Origin of the sequence: Bacillus sp. N447-1, from assembly GCF_022701035.1 — a bacterium.
In the GTDB taxonomy this organism is placed as follows: Bacteria; Bacillota; Bacilli; order Bacillales; family Bacillaceae_G; genus Bacillus_A; species Bacillus_A cereus.
The window spans coordinates 2,156,460-2,181,801 of record NZ_CP065509.1; the positions used below are offsets into that span (position 1 = coordinate 2,156,460).

The following is a 25,342-nucleotide window of genomic DNA, read 5'->3' on the forward strand; positions in this document are numbered from 1 at the left end:
CTCCCGTCTCCGTTCAAAAGTAAAAGCCCCTTCATAATATATATGGGAGACTGGCCGGGTTTTTGGCGTGTTATTTTAAATTTTTTTTGACTACTACTAAGGTGTTTGTTGGTGTTTTTGTTTTGTTATGTTTTTTCTTAGTGATTTATTACTTGGTAGGGGCTTGTAAGGGGCTTAGGAGGGGCTAGTTATCGATTACTTCGATTAGGAAGACTCGATCTGAGAAGCCGCCTCTTTCTTCTGCTTTCTTTTTACGGATGTTGTTGATTTCTTCTAGTGTCGTACCTTCGTGTTCGGCTAGGGCGTTTATTAGTTCTAGTAGGTCGGATAGTTCTTCGAGTTTATGTTCTTTTGTTGTTGCTTCTAGGTATTCGGTTAGTTCTTCTTGTGTTTTTTTGCATAGTTCCTTTATGTATTCGTCTGTGGGTAAGATTCTTGTTGTTGGTGTTTTTCCGTTGGTTTTTATTATTTGTGGGATTTTGTTTCTGATTAGTTTGTTGTAGGTTGGCATGGGGGTTTCCTCCGTTTGGTTTTTCTTCTATTATAATGGAAAAGCAGTTTAACTAGGTGTTAAACTGCTTCATTGCTTCTTTTATATATTTTTCTTCTTCGGTTGTGAAGAGGGTTGGAAATTCGGATAGTGGGAGGTTTGATTTTTGGATTATATCTTCTATATCACTTTGAGGTGTATCAAGATAGTTCGTTACCTCTTCTATTAAATTGAAAAAATCCTTCAAGGTAACTTGAACATCATGATGACTCGGATCCGTCTCTTCTTCCTTATACTTTTTCAACTTCCTTATCACATCTATAAATCGCCGATCGAACTTTTCTTTTAATTCCTTATTATTATAAAAAGATTGAACACTATCCTTCGAAAAATGCACCTCTAACCATTCTTTATTTTCTTTCTCCCATATAAAAGTTTGCAGAAAAGAAGAAAATAAAGCGATATCTACTCGTTCTTCCTTTTGAAACTTCTTCGTCATCTCATCCATATGCGAAAGTACCTTCGTAATTCTTTCTTGCTCTGCCAAAAGCAATCCTCTTTGAAAATGCATTTGTCTTAAAAACTCTTCCGTCTCAATATCACGCTGCAATATAATATTTTGAATTTCTCCAAGCGAAAAACCGAGATGCTTAAACGATTGAATTTGCTGCAGCACATACAAATCATCTTTCGTATATAACCGATGTCCGCCCTCAGTATAATCGCTCGGCTTTAATAAATTAATTTTGTCATAATAACGCAGTGTTCGCACCGTAACATCCCCAACACTTGCAAACTCACTAATCATCCACGCCATATCATCACCTACTCCGCTAACTTCTCTCTCACATACTGAAGCATATGAGAAAAACTCATCTCATTCTGCCGACAATATTGAAACAAACCTACAACAAGCAATACAAAAGGAACATTCTCTCTATAACGGTTTTCATACTCGCTAATACCATCATAAAAGTACTCATACTTTCTTTTTCGTAAAACGATATAAATCGCAATAAACAACACTGCAATCATAATAAAAATTCGCTTTCCCCTTATCTCCACTTCTTGTTTCATCATCTATTCTCCTTCCACTGCATACTTATCTTCTTTAAATAAAGGAATTCGAATGAAATAACGATATGGCTCTTCGCGTATTACTTTCCACGCAACAATGATCACTTGAACGACCTCAAAGGCAAACACAATCCAAAACAAAACATCACTAATACCCGAACTAATATTAAATAGAAGAAAGATTAACAAATGAAAATTGAACGCCTTTCGGCAATGGTATTTGTACACTCCATTTTTACGTGCCAGTGTGATGTACATGAGTAGTGGCGAAAAGATTCCTATTGCGGCTGAGAGTAGTAGCATGATGATGGTGTTTCTTTTTTCTTTTGTGGTGGTTTTCATGAGTTGTTTGGTCCCCCCTTTTTGATTTGTCTTCTTTAGGTTAGGGGGTGACGTTGGGGGAGGTGCAAGGGGAATTTTAATTTAAAAACAGCAACACTTATTTCAGCGTTGCTGTCCTTCTTTCAAAATATGTATGAAGACGATATTCACATATCTCCTTCGTCCATTCAAATAAGATCTCTTCATCTTCTTTTCTAACATCCATATTTAGAGAAAATAATTTGCCATCAAATGATAGTAAACCTTTCGAGCTACCACTCCATTTTGTCATTGGCATTGTAGCAATTAATTTACTAACTTTTTCTTCATCATATTCCCACATACGTTGTGCTTGCTTGTCACTAAAATCGATTCGCTTGCGGTATTCTTGTTCCATTAAAAACTGATGGAAGAATGGTGCAACTTCTTGTGGTGAGATAGGATGGTACCATTCCTCTTTTCCGCGTTGTAACATCGCTAACAATAGTAGCATTTTATAGCTTTTTGCCATTCCTGTTTTTTCAACTTCTTGCAACCACGCTTCACAATGTAAAAACACTGTTTTTTCAAGTTCTGTTAATTCATCATTCCATGCTAAAAAGCCAACATATGATTTAAACTCTTGGCGATATTCTTTACTCTCTTCTATACCAAGTTTATGTAATTCTAAATATGTAGGTCGACGTCCAAGATCCATTTTTACAGTTTGATAGCTATGTTGCAATTTTTCTTTTCTCGGCATTTTCTTTTTCAGTAATTCATCTAATAACTGCTTTGCTTCTAATTCAAATTCTACTGTACATCCATCTGGCAATATATTTTGTGTACCATTTCCTTTCGTCTTTCCATCATCAACTCGAAGCATTTGCATTTTTATATCTGCATTTCGATAATTTGCAATTAAATCAATTACAACACAATACTCCTTATGCTCATGCAATCGTAAACCACGACCAATTTGTTGCGTGAAAATTGTTAATGATTCTGTTGGGCGAACAAATAAAAGTGTATCAACAGATGGAATATCAACACCTTCGTTAAATAAATCTACTGTGAAAATAGCATCTAGTTCATTATTATCCAGCTGTTTAATCGCATCTTCTCTCGAAATATGTTTTGTTTCCGAATGAAGTGAAATTGTACTATAACCGTTCTCATTAAAATATGTAGACAAAAAGACTGCTTGCCTAATACTAGAGCAAAAGACAATTGTTCTAGTTTTCTTATATTTCTTCCAAGCTTCTAAAATATTTAAGGCAAGTTCCTCTCTTAACTGAATTTGCATAAGTTCCTCACGATCATACTTATTGCCTATCCAACGTATTTGTGAGTAATCGGTATCATCATGTACTCCATAATAGTGAAAAGGAGATAACCATCCACGCTGAATCGCCTCCATAAAATCAATTCGATATGCAACGTTCCCATCACAAATCGAATAAATATCACGAAAATCATTTCGATCTGGTGTTGCCGTTATTCCCAATAAGAAATCAGGGTTAAAATAATCTAGCACTCTTTTATAACTGTTAGCTGCAGCATGATGGAACTCGTCTACAATAATAAGGTCAAAATCATTAGGTGAGAAGTTTTCTAAGTGACGCTTTCTACTCAACGTTTGAATAGATGCAAAAACAACATCCTTCTCGCCTTCCTTTTTCTTTCCATTATAAATCCCCGTAGTCTTATTATCGATTACACGTAGAAAAGATTTTTCTGCTTGATTTAATATTTCTTCTAAATGCGCAATAAATAAAACTCGCTTAAAACGTTTTGCAAAAAAAGCAGCTAAATAAGTCTTACCAAGTCCTGTTGCCATAACAACCATCGCTTTGTTGTATCCTTCTTCCAGTACATCCTCTAATTGTTCCAATGCAGGTAATTGTGCAAAGCGTGGTGCAATCTTTGTTTCATATATAGCTGATTCTTCTAATTCAATTTCTACTCCTGATCTCGCAGTATAATCCTCTTGTCCCGAGGGAATCATCATTTCAATCTCTTCTTGCTTTGTCCAAGTTCGGACTAAACTCGAATGAGTTGTATGAAATTCTTCATACTCTTTACGATATTGTTTAATTGTTTCTATATTGATAGGCTGAGTTGCTTCATTCATATGAATATGTAAAAATTGATCAATCGCCTCCGAAAAAGCTTCCTCTCCAACACTCTCTTTCACAAGCAAGCTCCATTCCACGCCACTTGTTAACGCGGAACGAGACATGTTAGAAGAACCAACAATCATAACTCCGTCGCTCTCACGCTCAACTAAATAAGCCTTCGGATGAAATGATTTCCCAGCACTCCTCCACAGTCGAATCTCAATATCAGGATGAATTTTATACAATTTCTCTAAAGCATCTGGTTGCGTAATATACAAATAATCTCCTGTACAAACCTTAATATCTACATTCTTTTCGGCTGCTTTTCGCAAAAGAGGGGCTAAGACATCTACCCCCGATTTCATAACAAACGAAGTTAAAATATATATTGATTTTGCATCATCCATATAGCGCTCTAGCTTATGGATCAAATTATTCGTAACGAGCTGTACATTAGTCATCATGTACCTCAACTAAAAAAATTCTCTCCTGAAAACCACCACGTTTTTCAGCCTTCTGTTTACGCACCTGCTCAACAGCCTCTAACGTTACACCTTCATATTGTGCTAATGCATTCACTAGCTCTAATAAATCAGCTAATTCTTCTACTTTATGTTCTTTACTTTCAGCCTCTAAATACTCAGCTAACTCCTCTTGTGTTTTCTTACTCACTTCTTCTATATATTCTTTTTCATCTAGTATTCTAGTTGTGAATGTTCTTCCATTATTCTCGATAATTTCTGGTATGCGATCTCTTACTAATTTGTTGTAGGTTGGCATTTGAATTCCTCCATGGCTAATATTGTAACTTTTTGATTATATTATACAAGATTTAGTACTTTTCTTTCTATTTGCATACAATAACTATTTAAACAATATATTATAATTCAATAAATAAGGCCATATCTAAAACATTCTCTGATGTTAGTTTGATACAGCCTTATCTTGCATATAGATATTACTTTAAAAACTTAAACTTCTTTTATTATTGTAAAGTAATAATATTATTGAACTTTTAATCTACCTACAAAACATTACTATCTTTTAAATAATCATAAAGCTTATTATCAACCGATTTCTCCATAATCATATTCATCGTAACGACCGGCAATTCTTTTCCATTTTTATCTTGCATTTCAGTTTGTTCTACACTTGCTTTATCAGGTTTCGCTTTTCCTAAATAGTAAAAGTCGCTTCCCTCGTCATCATCTTTTTTCACAAAAATATGGACATCAATATTATTTTGTTTAGCATCAATAATTGTTTGAACTTCCTTTGATTTTAATGTTCTATTACTTCTTGTATACCATTTAAGAACATCTTGATTAAGGAATTCATCACCATAATTCACACTCGATTCTACCTCATCGTTTTTATGATATGTGACAAATATTGGGCAAGTACCGTATTTGGTTTTATAGCCATACATAGTTGAAGTCTCATCAATGTGCCAATTTAAAAGTTTACATGCATCTTTTCTTGAGTATTTTTTATATATAGTAAGGTTACTATCACACTCATAGTTTTTGTTCTTTTCTTTCGCACTTTTAATGATGTCTATTACCATGTACTTGAAGTATTCATTCTGTTCTAAACTTTCTCGGATTAGATCATTAAACATGTACTTATTATCTTCTTGTAACGCGAGAATTGGCTTTTCACCATATTTTTTCTGGTTATTCTGTGTGAAAAACGATAACTCAAACACCCGCTGCACAGAAGTAATCGTAGCATCATCTGTTAGGCAATTAGATTCTTCAAGTTGTTTTATATACTCATCCTTATCAACTTTTTCTTGCTTTAATAATAAGTCTAACAAAACGATTTCGTTTTTACGTTTTCCATTCAATACTTCCAATGAAAACATCGTTAAAACTTTATTTTCGTACTCTGTTAATGCAGGGACATCTTCTTTCATTTTCAATAAGAACTGATGATAGTTCGCATATCCTTCTGCAAGTACAACTGGATCAATAGAGTGGTTTACTATAAAGTCATATAGATATGGAGTTCTTCCTATTCTATTTTTCAACTCAGCAAAAGCTTCCTTCAATACTTTCATAGCTGTTAAATTGCTATTATTAATCGCTCTAAAGATCTGCTTTTTCGCTATCTCTTCAAAGTTAACTGTTGAAATACCTTTAATATAACTCGTGTCATTTGTATATCTACGTATATTATCTTTATTTTGTGATCTATCTCCTGAAAGGGCAATCGGAATTAAATAGTTATTTTTATAGTTTCCAATAAAATCAATAATCGTAACAAAATCTTTCGAATCGTGTTTTCGAAGTCCACGCCCCAGTTGCTGTATAAAGATAATACTTGATTGAGTTTGTCTTAACATGACAACTTGATTAACACTTGGAATATCAATTCCTTCATTAAAAATATCTACTGTTAAAATATAATCCAGTATGCCATTTTCTAATTGATTCACCCGCAGTTCTCTTTCCTCTTGGGAATGATCGCCGGTTAATGCAAATGTGCGAAAACCTCTATTATTTAAGGCATATGATAATTGTTCTGCCTCATCTTTTCGGCTGCAAAACATTAATCCTGTTACTTTCTCACCAGAATAACCATAGTATTTTACTTTTTCAACTACATGATCCACTCGCTCTTCCGTAACAAGTTTAGATAAAGCAGTAGTGTCATCTATCTTTTTACCATTATATTCAAAATCAGTTACTCCAAAATAATGAAAAGGACAAAGCATATCTTCTTCAAGTGCTTCTTGCAATCGAATTTCATAAGCAATATTGTAATCAAATAGCTCATAAATATTAAAATTGTCTGTACGTTCAGGCGTAGCAGTCATTCCCATTAAAAATTTCGGTTTAAAATAATCAATAACTCTATGATAAGAACTAGCACCAGCTTTATGAACTTCATCTATTAAAATATAATCAAATAGCCCAGGATCAAATTGATGTAAATTTTCTTCCTTTGAAATAGTCTGGATTGTCGCAAATAAATATTTAGCATTCATTTGCTTATTTGATCCTGATAAAATTCCAAAATCCTCATCGGCTCCACCAAGAACTTTTTGAAAATCTGATTTCGCTTTATTTAATATTTGCTCTCGGTGAACAATAAATAACATCCGTTTAGGCGCAAAATTTCTGACATCAAATGCTGAAAGATATGTCTTACCCGTTCCTGTTGCGGAAATAACTAAGCCTTTTGCTTTTCCAGCGTCTCGAATAGCTTGTATTTCTTTTAACGCAGCTTGTTGCATTTTATTTGGGGTAATTTTCAAAGCTTCTTCAATTGAATTATGATATTGACCAGGTAATTCTATAACTCGATCTAGTAACTTATTTTTTGCAGCTTGCTCATATATTGTTTCGTAATTTGCAATCAACTCTTCGGTTAATACTTGAGAATGCTCCCAAACTTCTTCAAATTGGTTTTTGAAATGCTGAACAATCTCTCCATCTTCATGCGATGTTAACTTAACGTTCCATTCATAGTTTACCTTCAAAGCATGTGCAGTCAGATTTGAACTACCGACAATTAATGAACAATGTGTTTTGTTATCAAATATGTATCCCTTTGAATGAAAACCAGATAAATTTGTTAATCTTACTTCTACATTTTCAAGTTTCATTAACTCTCTAAACACTTTTGGTGTATTAAAGTTTAAGAATGTAGATGTTAATATACGTCCTTTAACCCCTTTTTGTTTAAGATCAAGGAAATGTGATTTTAAAGTCGCTAGCCCGCTTTCTGTAATAAAAGCTACTGAGAAAATAAAAGATGTACTATTTTCTAGCTCCTCCAATAATGAGCTTAAAACATTTTCATTTTTTTTCGTATTGTTTACTAATAATTTCGGCTTATATATTCCAGGATGATTATGTTTTTGATCAATAAACCCTTTATATAAAGACCCCTCTAATTTTTGAATAAAATTCTCCATATGATCACCATTTATGACAATTTTTTATATTAATTGTATTACTCACTGATTTAAAGTGCAAATTTATTACAAATATAAAAAACTATCCGTATAAAACGAATAGTTTTTTTCAAATTACTTTACAATCGATTCTTTTGATAATTTCTCAATAGTCGGGATATCCGCAGGTGCCCACTCTAAAGCTGCTAGTTCATTCGGATATAACCATTTAATTGCTACGTGCTCAGTTAGAACCGGACTTCCTTCAACAAGTTTACAATAGAAAGTTTTCAAATGAACAATACCAAAATCATACTCATAGGCTGTATAATCAATTTGCTCACCAATCTGCACGCTACAATGCATTTCTTCATCAATTTCACGCTTTAACGCCTCTTGAGGTGTTTCTCCCTCTTCTATTTTCCCACCTGGAAATTCCCACATAAGAGGTAGCGATTTAGATGGTCCTCTTTGTGCACATAAAATTTTCTCATCTTGAACAATTACTGCTCCAACAACATAAATATTTTTCTTCATTATGTCCTCCTTAAATCTCACAGAAACTCTATACTTTATGTTTCCACACTTTATAGACTGAAAAATGCCTTTTATATCTTTTAACGACTAATATATTTTTAATCAGTAAGCTAGATTTTATCTATCCCTATCTAGCCCTTTTAATACAATTAGCCTAACACTCTCATCTCTTTTATATTATATAGAAGTAACTACAAAAATAAAGCCTGATTGAATACTTCCCTCTTAAGCCTCTTTTTTCACCATTTCCTCATACCTAAAATGACACTCCTCCAAAAACCCCCTACTCTCCCCACTATCCTTATAAAAACTCTCCCAACCCCTCTCCCTCAAAATCCCCTTCCAACTCTCACTCTCCACCATCCTCTTAATAACACCATCCCAATAAGCAACCTCTTCCTCCGTCATATCTTTTGGGCCCATAATTCCTTTCCAGTGCTGGAAGATGACGTTGATTCCTTGTTCTTTCCAGGTTGGGATTTCTGGTAGTCGGTCTAGCCGTTTTGGTGCGGATACGGCTAGTATTTTTATTTTGCCGGCTTTGTATTGTTTTTCGGCTTCGGATAGGGTCATGGTTGCGGCGCTGATTTGTTTGTTCGTTAAGGCGTTTATGATTTTTTCTTTGTTTTCGTAGACGAAGAATTGTAGTTCGGCTGGGTTTATGCCGAATGCTTTGCTTACCTGTACGAAGGATAGGTGATCGTCGTTTCCTAGGCCGGGGGCAACGCCGATTTTGAAGTTTTTCTTGTTTTGTTTTAGTTGTTCCATTAGTTCGTTTGCGTTTTCTACGCTAGAGTCTTTTGATACGACAACGACTTCCCAGTCTGACGCAAGTGTTGCGAGCGGGGTGAAGTCTTTATATGTTAGTTTACTGTGGCCTAGTAGGTTGTTCGTTATGAGTAAGCTTGAGTTGATCGCGAGTACGTGACCACCTTTTTGTTTCGTATATTTCCAACCGACATCACCGCTGCCGCCTACTTTGTTTGTGACAGTGATTGGTTTTGTGAAGATTTTTTCTTCCGTTAGTGTTTTTTGCATCGCCCGTGCTGTTAAGTCCCATCCTGCTCCTTGAACGTTTGGTGCAACGATTTCTAATTTGTCGATGTTCACTTTATTCGTATGGGATTTTTCCGAGGAACAACCAGCTATTACTCCTGTCATGATCCATATACATAGTAATAATCGTTTTTTCATAGTCCTCGTCCTATTCGGTACTTTCGTTCTGGTCGTCCGATAATGCCGTATGTGTACTCTACTGTGCATTCGCCGGTCGCTACTAAGTATTCTAAATATCTTCTTGCGGTTGTTCTGGAGGCACCCATTTGTTCTCCCATTTCTTCTATTGTAATGCCCTCGTCGAATCCTTTTATAATTCCTTTCACTTTTTGCAATGTTAACGGATCGACACCAGTCGGTAAGTTTTTTATGTCTTGTGTTTGTGAAGTACCAAAAAAGTTATCGATAAGTGTTTGATTCACTTCATTGTTACTATGTAATAATTGCTTCTTTCTTTTATAGTCTTCAATTGTGCGGACGAATTTTTCTAACGTGACCGGTTTTATAAGGTAATTGCTGACGCCGTTTCGAATTGCTTTTTCTAACATATGGTTTTCATTTGCCGCAGTAACCATAATGACGTCAACGTTTGGAAAGTCAGCATGGATTTTCGGCAATAAGTCTGTACCGATTCCATCTGGTAAGTAATTATCTAATAGAAGCAAATCGATTTCTTCCTTTTGTAGTAGTTCCATCGTTTCTTTCGCGTTCAATGCTTTTCCGATTACTTTTACATCCTTTATTTTTAATAAAAACTCTTCCTGAATTTGCGCGACGCGGAAATCATCTTCTGCAATTGCAACCTTCAACATATGCCCATCCCCCTGTTTGTTATGTACTTTCTCTCAATGTTTTCGGAAGGTAAATTGTAAAAATAGCTCCCCCATTTTTCTCGTTTTGAATTTCAATTGTTCCCCCTAGTAGATCTACCATTTCTTTCACGTTTGCTAGTCCGTAACCACGATCAGTTCCTTTCGTTGAAAACCCTTTTTGAAAAATGGTGCTTATTTTTTCTGCCGGTATTCCTATCCCGCTATCTATCACTTCAAACACAATATCGTGCCCAATATCCGTAACAAAGAAGGAAACTCTCTTTTCCTCTCGTTCATTCACCGCATCAAATGCATTATCAATTATGTTTCCAAGGATCGTAATAAGATGCGACACTTTTATATGGTCTGGTAACGGATGAAGCGCGCTATCTCCTTCAATATGAAAATCAATTTTCTTTTCAGACGCTGTTCCGAGTTTTCCTAATAAAATAGCTTGTACTTTCGCATCGTGAATTTGATGGAATAAAATATGATTTTGGCTTTGATGAATGTTAGATTCTTGCTGAATGAATTCAATCGCTTCTTTGTAATGTCCTAACTGAAGTAATCCTGATAAGACGAAGAGCTTATTTGTAAATTCATGTGTTTGAGCACGTAAGTCCTCAGAATACTTTCTTACCTCAGATATCGTATTCACTAAGTTTTGCAGTTCTGTTTTATCTCTAAAACTACATACAACACCTACCGTACTGTTATTTTCGAGTATCGGCGTCATGTTTAAAATAAACACTTTATCTTGAAACGCGATTTCTTGATCGGTTTCTAGCACTCTTTCCATATTAAAATTCGGTAAAACTTTTGAAATGTGTTGCTGCATATAATCACCATTTACATGTAGCATTTCTTCTGCCGATGTGTTCATCATCGTAATAAAACCATTTTGATCAATGGCGATAATCCCTTCTTTTATAGATAGTAGTATCGCGCTGCGTTCCCGGTATAGCGCTGCGATTTCATTCGGCTCTAAACCGAGTGTATCTTTACGAATGCTACGCGCTAAAAGAATTCCACCAACAATTCCAGCTAGTAATACAGCTAAGGAAAAGAGGATAATTTCTTTCGTTCTGCTTAATATGTTAGATTCGATACCTTTTATTAAAAACTCTACTGTCACAACACCTACGACTTGATCATAGTCTCCGTTATGAACAATAATGGGAGCTTTCGCCATTAAAGCCGGACCACTTTCACCATTTCCTTCAAGCGTATAATAGCCACCAAAAGTGAGTGCTTCATAGTTATATGGATTGTTACTCTTTGTGCCAATTAAATCCGAATTAGAATGGGAATACATAACCCCATAGCGATCTTCCACAATTACATAATCCGCACCAGCTTGCTCACGAACTTGTTCCGCAATGGATTGGATAGTACTTTTATGTTCGTTATTTTGAAAAGCCTCTTTTATCGCTGGCATAAAAGAAAGAGATTTAGCCGTTTGCAGTGCTAACTGTTCTACTTGGCGCTTCGTATCAACGGACTGAATGTAAACAAATATTCCCGCTAATAGGAGAACGACAAATAAAATTAACGTAATAATTAAGCTTACTATTTTCGTTTGTAATGACACTTTGCGTGATTTTTTCATGCTTCATATCCTTTGATAAAATATTCAAAACTATCAATCTCCTTTTTCTATTATTATGACAAAACTGAAAATGAAGCAACTATAAAAACTCTCCATGTTCATAAAGTACAAAAAGAATAAAATTGTCATAATATTGAGATTTTATTTAAAGAACAGTACAATTCAACTATAATGAACACGCTTTCATAATTATCATTTTATTTATAAGCAAGAGGAGGAATGATTATGGCTCAAGTAAAATCTAATCGAGTCGCCGGCAATATTTTCAAAGGTTCAGTCGGCAATTTAATTGAATGGTACGACTGGTACGTTTACTCTGCTTTCGCCGTTTATTTTTCAGCAGAGTTCTTTCCTAAAGGAGATCCAACGAGTCAGTTACTGAACACAGCAGCTATTTTCGCAGTTGGATTTTTAATGCGCCCTATCGGAAGTTTATTAATGGGACGCTATGCAGATCGGCACGGACGCCGGGCGGCATTAACCCTCTCCATTACGGTTATGGCCGGTGGTTCTTTAATTATTGCCTGTACACCGAGTTACGAAAGTATCGGTATTATGGCGCCAATTATTTTAGTTCTTGCCCGTTTACTACAAGGATTATCACTCGGCGGAGAGTATGGAACTTCCGCAACGTATTTATCTGAAATGGCTAGTAGTGGTCGCCGTGGCTTTTATTCAAGTTTCCAATATGTGACGCTTGTAGCTGGGCAAATGGTTGCGTTAGGCGTTCAAATTGTTCTTCAGCAATTACTAAGCGAACCAGATATGAAAGCTTGGGGATGGCGTATTCCATTCATTATTGGAGCGATGGGCGCAGTAGCTGTATTATGGCTTCGCCGCACGATGGATGAGTCGGAGCAGTTCTCAAACATAAAATCACAAAAACGTGAAAGCGCAGGAACCGTTCGCGCGCTTATGAAACATCCGAAAGCAGTATTAACAGTAGTCGGCCTAACATTAGGAGGCACTGTTGCATTTTATACGTACACAACATATTTACAAAAGTTCATGGTAAACACAGTCGGCCTTCCGAAAGAAGTTGTAAGCTGGATTAACTTTGTCGCACTACTTATATTCGTCGTACTTCAGCCAATTGCAGGGCTATTATCCGATAAAATTGGACGCCGCCCACTATTAATGGCATTCGGTATTCTCGGAACATTACTAACAGCACCGATCTTCTTCTTCATGGAAAAAACGACAGAACCAATCGTAGCATTTTTACTCATGATGGTCGGTCTCATTATCGTTACTGGTTACACATCAATTAATGCAATTGTAAAAGCAGAACTCTTCCCAACTGAAATTCGCGCACTCGGCGTAGGTTTACCATATGCACTAACAGTCGCGATATTCGGCGGAACAGCTGAGTTCATCGCATTATGGCTAAAAAGTATCGGAATGGAATCACTATTCTACTTCTACGTAGCTGGATGTATCGCGATCAGCTTTATTACGTATTGGCGTATGGATGAGTCATCGAAAACTTCGCAGATTGAGGCGGAGCTTGGTGGTGGGGATACACTAGCTAATAATAAGTCTAGTTAAAATTATGTATTCTATGTTCTTCGTTTATCTGAACTCGATTTGTTTTATCTAAGGAGGCATAATTCATTCATATATAATTTAAAAACCTCTACTTATATGTAGAGGTTTTTGTATGACGAAAAAACACGTATTATCGACAATTGCAAAAAGCCGGAGATTTTGCCGATGTAGAATCCATTGGTACTCACACCATGCGAAAAACCTTCGGCTATTGGTTCTATAAACAAACAAAAGATGTTGCTATGTTACAAGAAATTCTTAACCATAGCACACCACACATCACCCTGGAATATATTGGAATTAATAAAGAAGAAAAAGATAATATTCTTGATACATTTCAAATTTAATTTACTTAAAATTACTATTTCAATCATCATAAAAAAGACCTTTTATTTTAAAATAAAAGGTCTTTTTTATAAACATATATGTATTAAGATTTATATTTTTTACTGTACAAGGAATAGTTACAATGTACAAATCTATAGCATAGATTGTAACCCAGATACCTTTACCTTCAGCTTCTAACTTTTTATCTAGTTGAGACAAATGCTCTGAAACTTTTCTTTTCCCCATCTTCTAGGAAACCATTGAAAAACCTTAGGAACATTATATTTTTATTATACCAAGTATTCAATCTCCAAAAAATGAAAAACCAAAACAATAATTATGATACGAAAATATCAGAATATGAAATTCCTAAAACCATATTATATTTTCTCCATTTCCACTAAAACTCAGATAATTTACTTCTTAATTCTAATTCATCCTCTGTTTCGAAACCCTTAAATAATAAATGAATTATTTGATTATGATTAAAAACACATTATATTCTTTTGATAAATTACCATGAGGATATGGACAAGAAACATAATCCCATAATTTATTATCAGCTTGTTGTTGCTTTCTTCCATAAATCATAAGAGGTTGATTAATTTCTTCTATAAGAACTACAGAACCAATTGGTAATAATTAGCCTCCAATTGGAAAATAAGGGACAAACAAAGACAATCTACTCAGCTACCCTAAGATTTTAATGGTTTAATATTTTGATTTTCAAGTTTGCCTTCACAAATTCCTGTTAACACTAATAATAAGGAAAACAGACCGTAACGGGCGATCAATTTGATCATAAAGGTCATACGCTTCGCCAAGTGGAACATCCGAATCATGTGGTTGTTCACCCTGTAACAATTACTAACAGCAAGTAGAAAACGTTTGGATAAATAAGAAGCAAATAAATGATTAAAAGATTGTAACCCCTACTATAAGAAATACTATTATTACTAAAGGAAGAATGATAATCATAAAGGATATTATTATTGTTAATAATGCTTTCCATGCTGAAAATTGGTGTGCTTCTCCTAAACATTTTAAGGAAATAATGATTGTCCAAATTGCAATAACTATATCAATTATGGCAAAAATAATAAACAAAATCGTTAAAGTTATGCTACTATCCATTTTCGGTGTCTCACTCGTAAAGTTTTCTATCCCAAACAAGAAAAATGAAGGCAACCAAACTAATATAAGAGAATAAACGTAAGGGATATAAGAATAGGCAACTGCGTAACGTGTTTTTTCAAAGGTACCTTGTCCACCAAGTTTTTTTGCTACCCAATTAAATAACGCTGGTAGCAAAAAATAATAAATTAAGAAAGCAACGAAGGTACCGAATATAACCATTGAGATTATTGAAACTGGACTACTTATTGAATCCCCCACATTTTTAGAAGATGCTCGATCTAAAGTCTGTACGAATGAGCCTAATAAAATGAGTAAAAACACATTCTTAGGTTTGGATATAAAAATTTCTTTCATTGTATCACGTGGTTTTGTCCAAATGGAGAACCAAGGATTAAGTGCACGTTTAAATTGATTTTCTGGAGTTTCCATATAAAAAACATTCCCCTTTCTTAAAACATATTAAATATAAATCCCTAATTATCCCAGTTATCTATATAGAAATATTAAAGCATAAATAGTCGATTATTTAAATGTAAATATTCAATCATTTAATTTCATCTGAAACTTAGGGGGAGTGCTCCTTAACAATTCCCTCCATATTGCCTTGCATTTTTAACTATGGGCTGAGTAGTTACTTTCATTTTTGAGTACCTCGCATTCTTTAATACATTGTATAAACAGTTATAATTTTATCATTTTATACATCTTTTATTGCTATAAGCCTCGTGAATGGCTTCCATAAGAAGAATGCAATTATACACTTGAAATGCAACAAATCCTCTTTAAAATCCTATACGTATTTTCCCTCCATCTTCTATATGCTTCCGTAAATAATAATACTTATGGAGTTCTATAATCATATAAAACAAAGCAAACGAAAACACTGTGCATGCACACATAAATACAATTACCCCCATCTGTTGTGTTGCAATGCTAAGAATTATATTAGCAATTAACTGCCCCGATCCAGCTGCAATAGCTGCTACTTTTACACCACCAGTTCCTTTCGACGACTTTGATTTTTTTCTTGGTTCCTGAAGTTTTTCAATATGATTTTTATAAAAATAATACAAAGCAACACCATACAAACCAACTGAAAAAATAAAATAGATAGGAGTTTGTAATTGTAACACTTCATAGGCATACTTTTGCGTTATAACCAATAATCCGACTGAACATATGGTGCCATATACTCCCCGAAATAGAGTGTATTGTAATTGTCGTTTCCGAGGATTGATAGCAATCCATATCGCCCACAAATTTAAAAAAATAACTGGAGGAGTTACTATATATACATAGAGTAATTGAAAAGGATTCGCAAAAGCAGGCAAGAGAACAAACACATCTGCCCCCAAAAGGACAAGGACAATTACTTGGACTCTTATTTCATTTACAGGATAAAGAGCCATATAATGTGCAAAAGCTTTCTTATTAAAATCTATACTTTTTTTCATGTTAATTAAACCACCCTGCTATTGTTCCGATCATTAAAAGTTTCATAGCTATTTATTCTCCTTTTTTCTAAATTTATCCATAATATTATGAGCAACTATATTCCATAGTAAAGAAAGTACGGTAACAAAAAGTACAGCTAAAGAAAAATAAATCCTATCCTTCCATGTATCATGTACAATCATGCCCAGTATAATCATTATTAACGCACCAACACATATAACTATTTTTGAAAATTTTTGCATTCTATTATCTCGCTTCCTTCTCAAACTTAAATGAAACTCCTGCGGAATCTATAACTATACCCACCTATTACAATCTCACCTTTGACACTTCTATCATAATCATCTAATACAGGTATATAATCACGTATCTTAATTTTAGTAATTTCCGCTTCATATGTTTGCAATACTATCAACGTTTCAAACGTCCTTTATACATTCCTTATTTAACCCAAAAATATTAAAATATGAATATTATAAAAATTAACTATCTACTTCCCATCAAAATTACGGTAATCCTATTAAGCCTGGGGTTACTCCTTCTACCTTCGCCCATTCAAACGAGCACTCAACTAACATTTGATTCTTACACTTAATTTTTAATAAACCTTCTTCTATCTTATTTATTTCAAAATAATCAATTATATTTTCTGTCCCTAAACCTTTTATTGTTAAATTATAAATAGTAAAGAAAGATATCTCTACATAAATTACATCCCACTTATTCCATCGTTTTGGCTTATTTTCAACTTTTTCCTTTATCATCAATTGAATAACTAAAGTAGGACCATCTCTTTTAAGACGCACATCTACTAACTCTGATTCTTCAAACTTTGGTATTTTCCCAAAAATACTAATTAACGCTTGTGGATTTAAAAATTTAAATTGATCAATCATTTTTTACTCCCTATTTATTATTTCTCTTCTCAAAATAATAATAATCCTCCATACCATCTACCTGTCCTGTTCGTGTATTGTATTCAGGTCTTACATTATGATGCGGTGGATGATCTTGATTGACCTTTTACTTCATATGTAAATTCTCGAGTCATAATAGGCTGTTTATTATCATTCAATATCCTTTTACCATTACTATCTGTTAATGGTACCATCTTTTGACTAATCGGGTGTTGAAATCTAGGTATATTTAATTGTCTTTTAATTTCTTTTAAACTAGCTCCCCTAGATTCATGAGAATTTTCCCCCTCAATCTTCTTAACTTTGAGATAATATTAAAAAGACTTATGCGTAATTCACATAAGTCTTACTTTTGTTACTCATAATTAATTATTCGTCCTCGTCTTCAAACTCATATAAGCTATCAAGTAATTCTGCAAAAGATGAACAAACAGGATAGATTGATTCTTCCATTTCTTCTTCCTCATGGTCCCAAAATACGACTGTTGGTGACTGAGGATTATTTCGGTAATCAAAGCATAGAAGGTTACCAAACGGGTCTCTAGCAAAAGGATATACTTTATCTACCAATCTATCTTTTATACTATTATATGTTTGCAGCATAGAAATTTTTCTCTCAGAGTCTAAGGTTAAAAGGTTATTAAGTGAATCTTCATCCTGATTAGGAATATTGAATGTATCTGGAGTAGGATAGCCACCATCATATTTCTTTACACACTCAATAAAATCATTAGGAAATTTAATACCAAAGTACTCTTCTAATTGTTCAATTTGTTCATCTGTAACTTTTTTCTCACTTACATTAATCCATGTAATGTTGTTCATAATTATAAACCGCCCTATCTTTTCCTCAAATTTTATATCCACCTGTATGACCAGTATCGTGATGTATCTGATAATCTACAAGTTGCATTCGACCAGGTTCCTGATTATGAAAGATTTAAAATTAATTCTGCTAAACTATCACAAATAACTTCGAAGCTTTTGCTTTCATAATCTTCTAATTTCACTTGTCCATTTTCATTATCTACAACTACCAAGAGACCATTAAATTCCATACCAAGAGGAATATTATTCAGTTGATTATCATGTGCGCCTTGGTACCTTTGTAAAGATACATAAAAATCATGCAGTTCAATTCCTGGTATAACAGAATTTAATTCAAAATCATAACCTAAATAATTACCTCCTAAGTCTAAAAACCAATAAGAATTATAATATTCTTTAATTGAATTATGTAATTGTATCCCCAAATCTTTTTCTATATTAGAAAAATCATGAATTATATTTTTTCTAACGGTTTCCAGAATACGTACCCCTCTATATCTGGTTCTCCTTCATAGATAAAAGTATCTGCTTCTTCTATCCATAAAGATTTTAGTAATGAACTATTACAATCTTGCCACTCTCTAATTATTTTATCAAAACAATTTTCCATTTCATTTTTCATTTTTTATTTACCACCTAATGTATGATGTTCAATACATTTCTGAAGCATTTCTACATATCCTGCATCTTTTCCCCCATGCTCCAATCGCTTTTTCTGCGTTATGAATCCCTCCAAAACCAGGATGTAGTGGCAGCGGAACACCAACAGCTTGACCACCACCAATATGGTGATGGACTAATTTAGTTCCACGTAATCCGGTAAAATCATATTGTAGAAATTCCCCTCTAAATCATTAAGAATTTAGAGGGGAATTTCCTTATCACATAAGTAATATCATTTCTTATTAAATTTACTGTGTATCAGTTCAAAGAATTTATTTGCACCAAGTGAAATTGCGCCAATAATAAGAACACCAATAATAAAATAAATCTTTTTAAATAAGTTGTAAGGAGATAAAATAGCAACTACAAGAAGTATTATAATTGCAACGAATGTGACTAATTTCCCAACTTTAAATGCTTGCATATCAGCTTTCCTCCTTCTGGATAAAAACAGCCAATATAGTCATACATCACAGGTTCTTTAACCATAAGTTTTTGTTTCCTTCCATAAATCACAATACTTAAAATTCAATAAACCTCTTTAAAAGGTTTCATGTGTTCTACCCCCATCTTCTATATGCTTCCTTAAATAATAGTACCTATGAAGTTCCATAATGAAATGAAACAACATAAACGAAAGCATGGAGTATACACACATTAATACAATTGCTATCATCTTTTGTGTTGCAAAACCAAGACTGATATTAGCAATGAGTTGACCCAATCCTACAAAAGCCAATACTCCGAAACCAGAGTTTTTTTTCGATGACTTTGATTTTTTGATTGATCCCTGAAGTTTTCTAATATGATTTTTATAATACTGGTTCAAAGCAAAAATATACAAACCAACTGAAAAACAAAATAGATGGGAGTTTGTAATCCTAACATTCCATATGCAAACTTTTGGGTTATAACTAATAATCCTACTGAACATACGATGCCAAATACCCCACGAAATAGAGTGTATTGTAATTGTCGCTTCCTAGGATTTATAACAATCCATATTGCCCATACATTTAAAAAAGCAACTGGTGGAACTATTATGTACATATATATCGGTTGAACAGGATTCGCAAAAGCAGGTAAAAGCACAAATATATCTGCTATCCCAATCACAAGAGTAATTATAGTCGATCTTATATCATTTACAGCATAAAGAGCCATATAATATTCAAAAACTTTTTTATTAAAATCTGTATTTTTTTTCATGTTAATTAAACCACCCCCGCTACTGTTAACCAAGCTTTTTTCGAACCCGTTTTCACCCTATCCTTAATACTATTATCTTCACCATCACCATCTAAATCAACATCCCATTTTACACCTTCTGTGAAATATTATTCCCTTCTCGAAAAGAAGATCAACCCATTAATAAACTCTAGGCTTATCAAAAATTTCAAAAAGCCAAAGATTTTGCTGGGATCGAATCTATTGGGACTCACACCATGTGCAAAACCTTCGGCTATTGGTTCTATAAACAAACAAAAGATTTCGCTATGTTGTAAGAAATACTCAATCATAGCACCTCATAAATTACACTTAAAATATATTGGTATCAATAAGGAAGAAAAAGATAATATCTGAGCTACATTTCAAATTTAAAAAATAAAAAGGGCATATCCCTTTCAGAATTGCCCTTTACCTTAAAAGTATATGTCAGCTTATTATTTATTTCTTTTCACAAAATGATGAATCCCTTCAAAGATTACTTCTTTTAAAGCTTCTGGATAATCCGAATAGCCTTCTTTTTCCATAATTATCTCCAACACTTCCCTTAAATTCCCATCAAGTATTATAGTAACTCCTGGCGTTAGTTCACCAGTTTCTTCATTTTTAAATGTTTCTTTTATCATAACTACTTTATTTTCTTCCATGACCTAATCCTCTCTAACTAAATAGTTTTTTTTCTCATCTTCCCAATATCTATATTCATAGGGTACTTGTTCATCAAATCGCTGTAAATAACCTCTCCAGTTATTCGGAATATATTCTTCAAAAGATATTGATTCCGGATAATTAGAATAAAAAATTAAACGCTCAAAGTCTATTAGGAAACATGGATTATAATCATAATAGGCTTCTTCTCTATTAGTTCTTAGTTCCCTTAAAAATTCTAACCTAATATCTTCTGTAAATCTTTTATATTTTTCTATTCTTTCTAAAAAGTTAGCTATTGTAGTCTCATTTAAAATACTAATGCCTTTTCTTTCCTCTGGATATTCACTAGGAGAATATCCAGCTTGATTATAATCTAAATACCATAAATCCGATTCAGTTATATACCAATTGAGCTTATTTTTATATTTTACACCTACTATAATATTTTCGGCGTATAAAGGCTTAATCATTTAACACGCTCTCCTCTCTTACTTAATAAGTTTAGCATTCCGTCCGTATTCTACCAACCACCGACTAATGGGGTCAGGTAATTCGTATGCAACACCTTCAAATCCATATTTATCAAAAATACCCTTGTCAACAATCTTAGGAGCTGTTCTACCTTGGTTAAGTGGATTAGTTTTATAACCCTTCTGAGAAATCGCATTTTCTCTAATTAAATCATCTAAATACTGTGGTACATCAAATTCCACAATATATGAGTCTGCTCGTTTATTTTTGAAATATGTAGAGTGATCTTTTCCAGTAGATACATTTAAATTATGATCTGCCCTCCATTTACTATTTAAAGAGAGTGTACCATCATCATTAACTAAAATTAACTCTTTACTATCACCACCTTGAACCCTACGATAAGTAACGTTTTCTTCTCCTACACTAGTTCCGCTGACTTTCTTATTAACTTCACTTGTACCTTTAGCTTCATTTACTTTCTCAACAGGTACTTTTTTAGTTTTATTTACAACCTTAGTAGCGTCAGCAGTCATCTTTAAACCCTTACCAACTTTCGAAATTTTTCCAATTGGGGTAAGACCAGCTACTACCATCCCACCAGCTAAAAATCGGTCCAAAGTAGACAGTTTTTCTCCAGATGATGGATCAACACCATCCCAAGCCCGACGAATATCATATTCACCACTTATTTCACCAGCTATATCCCTTGCTAGTTTTTTACCATCAAAACCTTTTTCTTCTGATTCCGATGAAAATCTACCATCAATTGCTCCTTCTTCAATTGTACCACTATTTAGAAGGTTATCAGTCTGACGATTTCTATCTTCTGTAATCGCCTGAATAGAAGTTGTCCATTCCATATTCAACCCTTGCGTACTAAATGTACCACTTGCAGGACTAAACCCTTTCCCACTCTGAACTTCCGCAAGACCTGCAGCAATACTAGCTGCTAATTGAAGTGCTGTACTATAATTATTACTAGAGGTCTGATTGAATTGATACAAATAATCCAGCTTTTCTTGCAGTTTTTTCCTCATCACAGTAAAAAGATTCGCCATAGCGTCCATACCTGGGATTGGCATAGCTTGACTGATGGCTTCCATACTTGCTTTCATTCGGTCAATTTCTCGAATTTGTTCTAATATTTCTTGTTCAATTACATCTGTGGAAGCGACTTGTGATTGAAATTGACTTGGAAAAGCATCGTTCTGGCGAATTAACTCTTCACACAGATAAATGATTCCTTGCGCTAAAGGACGAAAGGTTTGTACAAAAAATGATTTTGCACTGCTATAAGTTTGTCCTTGTAGAACAGTATCAATTGCAAAGGCATCAATTGACTGAATGACTTGTTCCATACCTTGAATAGTAGCGTTACATACAGCATTCATACTTTGAGTTTGGCCTTGTACTTCTCCTAAATACATATTTAAGCTCATGCATTGACCTCCCTCGCTAATTGTTGTTGTTGATAGGAAAGGTCGTTTTCTAAATCATTAAGGTTTCGTCTTTCTTTAAGCAACGTTTCTTTTTGGTTTTCTAATTCAAATGTGACTTTTCGTTCAATATGTTGTGCCTCTTGATATGTATTCATAAAAAATTGAGACATTTCTCTATCACCATACCAAGTTCCTAAAATTCGATCAAACAAACGATGGTTTCGACCTCTCCATTCATAAAAATCTGCTTCCGCTTGCTCCTGAATGTGAATCGCGGATTGATTTCGGTCTTGTTCTTCAAATACACTTCTTAACTTTTGATTTACTTGATTGATTTGTTTTTCAATATCTTGACTCATTATATTCCTCCTACTATTTTACCTTTACGTAGGTTGTCACATTAGCGAAAAGTATTGTGAAGTTCGTTATCCATTCTCTCAAACTCTTGGGCTACTGAATGAATATTATCGACCGCTTGTTGAAAGGCAGTGAAAAATTGTTTCGTAAAATCTAACATTTGTTGATTCGCTTCTTGTGCTTTGGAATTAACAGATAGTGTTGTACGCGTCGCCTTTGTTATAGAACGATTTGTTGCACTTTGGATTATATTCGAAGCTGTTCTCATCTGCGTAGCAATTTGTTGTGCCGTTTGAAAATTACTTTGAAATTGTCCCATCACTCAAATCCTTTCTCTAATTTTCAGAACATGCCAAAGAAATCCCAATAAATATATGAAAATCCCCTAACAATATCACTCTTTTTAAACGTGTGTCCAGCTAAGTTGGGCATGCAATCAAATGAGCCATACAATATAAGCTGTATGGCTCATTTGAAATGCTTGTTATATAGAGTATGACAATTTTTATTTCAAACCGAAATTACGTGATAATTCTTCATCATGAGAAGCAACAGCCTCTGCAGTTTTATTAAGCTGCATATTAATTTCTTGTAATAGCTGTGCAAAGTTTTGTACCTTTGGCTTTAATTGATTGAACTGTTGGTCAAAGCCTTCAAAAGCACGTCCTTCCCATTCTCCTCTTAATTCATTTTGTAAGTTTTGTAGTTGACTTAAAATATCCTCAATTTGATTTGCACCTTGTCCATATCGAGCCGCTTTCGATTTAAGCTCCTCTGGTGACATACGAATTTGTCCAGCCATTTTCATTTCCCCCTTAATACATAATGAGCAAAATATATATTGGTTAATTTTACTAAATATATTATAATGTATTATTCTGAACTTTTGAATATTTTATCTTTCTATTGAATATTAGAATATTAACATTCTACTTTTTCTTGCTTTACAAGATTTTATGCAAAAAAGACCACCAAAGGGCAGTCCCTCAAAACTCAATTCTATCCCGCGCTCCACTGCTTTTTCATACAAATAATTCGCAACAATAATATCTACTACAGCCAAACTAACTGATTTGAAAATAGTAATCTCTTCATCATTTTCGCGTCCGTTTTTCCCCCGCTTAGGATTTGTCCAAGTTCGGCGTGGAGATTGCTAGTTTTATCGGAATTTGAAGATTACCTGTTTCTAGATCATATTCAATTAAGCAATCCTACAAATGCCTCTTCTTCCTCATCTATAAAACCTACAAATATAATTTCTTCGATATCCTCATGATTAAATACAAATGTATACTCAGGATTAATATATCCTTCTGAATAAAAACAGCCAATATAGTCATACATCACAAGTTCTTTAATCCCAAGTTTTTGTTTTCTTCCATAGTTATTTATGTGAATTCAGCTCGTTTTTTTGTTTTGGGTGAAAAAAATTTTTAACTTGATGGCAATGTGGTGCTGCCCCTATTAGGCAAATTCGACAAAGAAAAGACACCCAAAGGCGCCTTCCTCCGACTTGAACCACCTTAATTTTATTGTGTTGTTATTATATAAGAAAAGAAGACATCGCTTAAGATGTCTTCTTTTACTTGTACACTTGGTGTTAAGAAGGTATTTATTGCTTAAAAACCATAAAAAAAATATAACAATCATCGAGTAAACCTATTATAGCATCAATAAATAGAGTTTTTATATGCATATTTACATATATATAGATTTATTTATGTTTTATCTATATAGTTAAATTGTCTGTTTCTTGTTTTAATTCGTTTGTTTATTTTGAGTGCTCCAGCAATGGAGCCTTTTTATGCAATAAAACATTTTCTTAGCATTACTTAGTTGATCTATATTAACTTTACCCTCTTAAATTATATCTATATTTTACCAAATAATTATATAGATAACCAGTTTTTCTAATAATCTAGTGAATTGATAATTTTAATGTTAGTTGTTAATACCCCATAGAAAAATTCATTATGCAATGAAAATTGAGAAATCAAGAATTATAAAAACTTATAGTATCTTTTGTAAAGGTATATTTTTAATTTGTATATTAATATGTTATAATTTAATTTCTAAAACTACCAAAAAAGGACTGCCAGTAATGGTGGTCCTTTTTTATATCGGTGAGATTGTACTAGTATGATAGAATAGGATTAACTGTATATTGTGAGGGTGATTGGTTATCCCTTCTTTCCATTTGGAAGGAAAGGGGGTGATATACCTATGGAGTTTTTGTTTGAGCTTTTAAAAGAATTTGTGAAAGCCATTGTACGTGAAGTTTCTGCGTATGTTTTTAGGAAACAAATTTTAGAAAAAGATAACAAAAAACCCACTCCTCGTCGCCGTCCAAAGCAAAAGGGTGGGTTTCGTAAAAAATAAATGATATAACCACCACCCTGACGGTAGCAGTTATT

25 protein-coding genes and 11 pseudogenes are annotated in these 25,342 nt (G+C 33.7%); 4 read left to right on the top strand and 32 right to left on the bottom strand.

Translation table 11 applies throughout. The annotated features are described in order from the left end of the window. Positions 1–184: 184 nt before the first annotated feature. The 11 genes from IQ781_RS10835 to IQ781_RS10885 form a co-directional block, all read right to left on the bottom strand. Positions 185–511, bottom strand: a complete 327-nt coding sequence (locus IQ781_RS10835; protein WP_050229014.1) for a nucleoside triphosphate pyrophosphohydrolase — start codon at positions 509–511, stop codon at positions 185–187. A gap of 52 nt (positions 512–563) precedes the next feature. Next, positions 564–1,307, bottom strand: a complete 744-nt coding sequence (locus IQ781_RS10840; protein WP_088053988.1) for a MerR family transcriptional regulator — start codon at positions 1,305–1,307, stop codon at positions 564–566. 8 nt (positions 1,308–1,315) lie between these two features. Beyond that, positions 1,316–1,567 (bottom strand): hypothetical protein, encoded by a 252-nt coding sequence (locus IQ781_RS10845; RefSeq protein WP_000808317.1) that lies wholly within the window; start codon positions 1,565–1,567, stop codon positions 1,316–1,318. A 3-nt stretch (positions 1,568–1,570) separates the two neighbouring features. Then, positions 1,571–1,909 carry a magnetosome magnetite crystal formation protein family gene (locus tag IQ781_RS10850; RefSeq protein ID WP_000859132.1) on the bottom strand — a complete coding sequence of 113 codons (339 nt, stop codon included), beginning with the start codon at positions 1,907–1,909 and terminating at the stop codon, positions 1,571–1,573. Between the two features lie 97 nt (positions 1,910–2,006). Then, positions 2,007–4,448, bottom strand: a complete 2,442-nt coding sequence (locus tag IQ781_RS10855) for a DEAD/DEAH box helicase family protein (protein WP_059304088.1) — start codon at positions 4,446–4,448, stop codon at positions 2,007–2,009. Beyond that, positions 4,441–4,767 carry a nucleoside triphosphate pyrophosphohydrolase gene (locus IQ781_RS10860; protein WP_001143695.1) on the bottom strand — a complete coding sequence of 109 codons (327 nt, stop codon included), beginning with the start codon at positions 4,765–4,767 and terminating at the stop codon, positions 4,441–4,443. Before IQ781_RS10860 ends, IQ781_RS10855 begins: the two co-directional genes overlap by 8 nt. A 244-nt stretch (positions 4,768–5,011) precedes the next feature. Then, positions 5,012–7,912 carry a DEAD/DEAH box helicase gene (locus tag IQ781_RS10865; RefSeq protein ID WP_139846941.1) on the bottom strand — a complete coding sequence of 967 codons (2,901 nt, stop codon included), beginning with the start codon at positions 7,910–7,912 and terminating at the stop codon, positions 5,012–5,014. Between the two features lie 114 nt (positions 7,913–8,026). Next, on the bottom strand, positions 8,027–8,428 hold the full coding sequence (locus IQ781_RS10870) for a (deoxy)nucleoside triphosphate pyrophosphohydrolase (RefSeq protein ID WP_000739608.1): 402 nt from the start codon (positions 8,426–8,428) through the stop codon (positions 8,027–8,029). Positions 8,429–8,653: 225 nt separating this feature from the next. Further along, positions 8,654–9,622, bottom strand: coding sequence for a tripartite tricarboxylate transporter substrate binding protein (locus IQ781_RS10875; RefSeq protein ID WP_050292998.1), 969 nt, complete (start codon positions 9,620–9,622; stop codon positions 8,654–8,656). Continuing rightward, positions 9,619–10,296, bottom strand: a complete 678-nt coding sequence (locus IQ781_RS10880) for a response regulator (protein ID WP_059304090.1) — start codon at positions 10,294–10,296, stop codon at positions 9,619–9,621. Before IQ781_RS10880 ends, IQ781_RS10875 begins: the two co-directional genes overlap by 4 nt. Before the next feature lie 19 nt (positions 10,297–10,315). Continuing rightward, a complete protein-coding gene (locus tag IQ781_RS10885; protein WP_139846940.1) occupies positions 10,316–11,905 on the bottom strand; it encodes an ATP-binding protein in 1,590 nt (529 codons plus the stop codon). A 225-nt stretch (positions 11,906–12,130) separates the two neighbouring features. Between IQ781_RS10885 and IQ781_RS10890 the strand changes: the two genes are divergently transcribed. Continuing rightward, positions 12,131–13,453 (top strand): MFS transporter, encoded by a 1,323-nt coding sequence (locus tag IQ781_RS10890; protein ID WP_000079867.1) that lies wholly within the window; start codon positions 12,131–12,133, stop codon positions 13,451–13,453. Positions 13,454–13,584: 131 nt separating this feature from the next. Beyond that, positions 13,585–13,800: pseudogene (locus IQ781_RS10895) on the top strand (tyrosine-type recombinase/integrase); the annotation flags it as partial. Positions 13,801–13,897: 97 nt separating this feature from the next. On the opposite strand, the pseudogene IQ781_RS10900 reads toward IQ781_RS10895, so the two are convergent. The 13 genes and pseudogenes from IQ781_RS10900 to IQ781_RS10950 form a co-directional block, all read right to left on the bottom strand. Continuing rightward, positions 13,898–14,159 (bottom strand): annotated as a pseudogene (locus tag IQ781_RS10900) (hypothetical protein); the annotation flags it as partial. Positions 14,160–14,180: 21 nt separating this feature from the next. Beyond that, positions 14,181–14,413 (bottom strand): annotated as a pseudogene (locus tag IQ781_RS10905) (DUF4176 domain-containing protein). 282 nt (positions 14,414–14,695) lie between these two features. Then, positions 14,696–15,346, bottom strand: a complete 651-nt coding sequence (locus IQ781_RS10910; RefSeq protein WP_065381994.1) for a Yip1 family protein — start codon at positions 15,344–15,346, stop codon at positions 14,696–14,698. Positions 15,347–15,699: 353 nt separating this feature from the next. Further along, positions 15,700–16,371, bottom strand: a complete 672-nt coding sequence (locus IQ781_RS10915) for a hypothetical protein (protein WP_071740881.1) — start codon at positions 16,369–16,371, stop codon at positions 15,700–15,702. 507 nt (positions 16,372–16,878) lie between these two features. After that, positions 16,879–17,268: an immunity 50 family protein gene (locus tag IQ781_RS10920; RefSeq protein WP_139846939.1), complete on the bottom strand. Its 390-nt coding sequence runs from the start codon at positions 17,266–17,268 to the stop codon at positions 16,879–16,881. 10 nt (positions 17,269–17,278) lie between these two features. Next, positions 17,279–17,347 (bottom strand): annotated as a pseudogene (locus tag IQ781_RS28315) (HNH/endonuclease VII fold putative polymorphic toxin); the annotation flags it as partial. 311 nt (positions 17,348–17,658) lie between these two features. Beyond that, entirely contained in the window at positions 17,659–18,114 is a 456-nt protein-coding gene (locus IQ781_RS10925) for an SMI1/KNR4 family protein (RefSeq protein WP_001060032.1), read from the bottom strand. A gap of 25 nt (positions 18,115–18,139) precedes the next feature. Further along, positions 18,140–18,223: pseudogene (locus tag IQ781_RS28320) on the bottom strand (HNH endonuclease); the annotation flags it as partial. After that, positions 18,219–18,739, bottom strand: a pseudogene (locus tag IQ781_RS10930) (SecY-interacting protein Syd). The pseudogenes IQ781_RS28320 and IQ781_RS10930, both read right to left, overlap by 5 nt. A gap of 28 nt (positions 18,740–18,767) precedes the next feature. After that, positions 18,768–18,905: pseudogene (locus tag IQ781_RS10935) on the bottom strand (hypothetical protein); the annotation flags it as partial. Between the two features lie 107 nt (positions 18,906–19,012). Next, positions 19,013–19,204 (bottom strand): hypothetical protein, encoded by a 192-nt coding sequence (locus IQ781_RS10940; protein ID WP_001147552.1) that lies wholly within the window; start codon positions 19,202–19,204, stop codon positions 19,013–19,015. A gap of 11 nt (positions 19,205–19,215) precedes the next feature. Continuing rightward, positions 19,216–19,308, bottom strand: a pseudogene (locus IQ781_RS10945) (DUF4176 domain-containing protein); the annotation flags it as partial. Between the two features lie 13 nt (positions 19,309–19,321). Continuing rightward, positions 19,322–19,989 (bottom strand): annotated as a pseudogene (locus IQ781_RS10950) (hypothetical protein). A gap of 128 nt (positions 19,990–20,117) precedes the next feature. Here IQ781_RS10950 and IQ781_RS10955 point away from each other — a divergent pair. Next, positions 20,118–20,364: pseudogene (locus IQ781_RS10955) on the top strand (site-specific integrase); the annotation flags it as partial. An 80-nt stretch (positions 20,365–20,444) separates the two neighbouring features. Here the strand turns inward: IQ781_RS10955 and IQ781_RS10960 are convergent. From IQ781_RS10960 to IQ781_RS10995, 8 genes and pseudogenes are all read right to left on the bottom strand, one after another. Beyond that, positions 20,445–20,654: a hypothetical protein gene (locus IQ781_RS10960; RefSeq protein ID WP_000392187.1), complete on the bottom strand. Its 210-nt coding sequence runs from the start codon at positions 20,652–20,654 to the stop codon at positions 20,445–20,447. Between the two features lie 3 nt (positions 20,655–20,657). Then, the gene (locus IQ781_RS10965; RefSeq protein WP_139846937.1) at positions 20,658–21,128 is read right to left on the bottom strand and encodes a hypothetical protein; all 471 of its coding nucleotides are present in this window, start codon (positions 21,126–21,128) and stop codon (positions 20,658–20,660) included. An 18-nt stretch (positions 21,129–21,146) separates the two neighbouring features. Next, positions 21,147–22,571, bottom strand: a complete 1,425-nt coding sequence (locus tag IQ781_RS10970; RefSeq protein ID WP_242808300.1) for a pre-toxin TG domain-containing protein — start codon at positions 22,569–22,571, stop codon at positions 21,147–21,149. After that, positions 22,568–22,930 (bottom strand): DUF3958 family protein, encoded by a 363-nt coding sequence (locus tag IQ781_RS10975; RefSeq protein WP_000076121.1) that lies wholly within the window; start codon positions 22,928–22,930, stop codon positions 22,568–22,570. The genes IQ781_RS10970 and IQ781_RS10975 overlap by 4 nt, the downstream gene beginning before the upstream one ends. Before the next feature lie 41 nt (positions 22,931–22,971). After that, a complete protein-coding gene (locus tag IQ781_RS10980) occupies positions 22,972–23,247 on the bottom strand; it encodes a TIGR04197 family type VII secretion effector (protein WP_139846935.1) in 276 nt (91 codons plus the stop codon). Positions 23,248–23,433: 186 nt separating this feature from the next. After that, positions 23,434–23,730: a WXG100 family type VII secretion target gene (locus tag IQ781_RS10985; RefSeq protein WP_000918591.1), complete on the bottom strand. Its 297-nt coding sequence runs from the start codon at positions 23,728–23,730 to the stop codon at positions 23,434–23,436. A 111-nt stretch (positions 23,731–23,841) separates the two neighbouring features. After that, positions 23,842–24,009 carry an ornithine cyclodeaminase gene (locus IQ781_RS28325; protein WP_306821754.1) on the bottom strand — a complete coding sequence of 56 codons (168 nt, stop codon included), beginning with the start codon at positions 24,007–24,009 and terminating at the stop codon, positions 23,842–23,844. A 116-nt stretch (positions 24,010–24,125) separates the two neighbouring features. Continuing rightward, positions 24,126–24,311: pseudogene (locus IQ781_RS10995) on the bottom strand (DUF4176 domain-containing protein); the annotation flags it as partial. An 840-nt stretch (positions 24,312–25,151) separates the two neighbouring features. On the opposite strand from IQ781_RS10995, the gene IQ781_RS11000 reads away from it, so the two are divergent. After that, on the top strand, positions 25,152–25,307 hold the full coding sequence (locus tag IQ781_RS11000) for a hypothetical protein (protein ID WP_000394762.1): 156 nt from the start codon (positions 25,152–25,154) through the stop codon (positions 25,305–25,307). Positions 25,308–25,342: the final 35 nt, after the last annotated feature.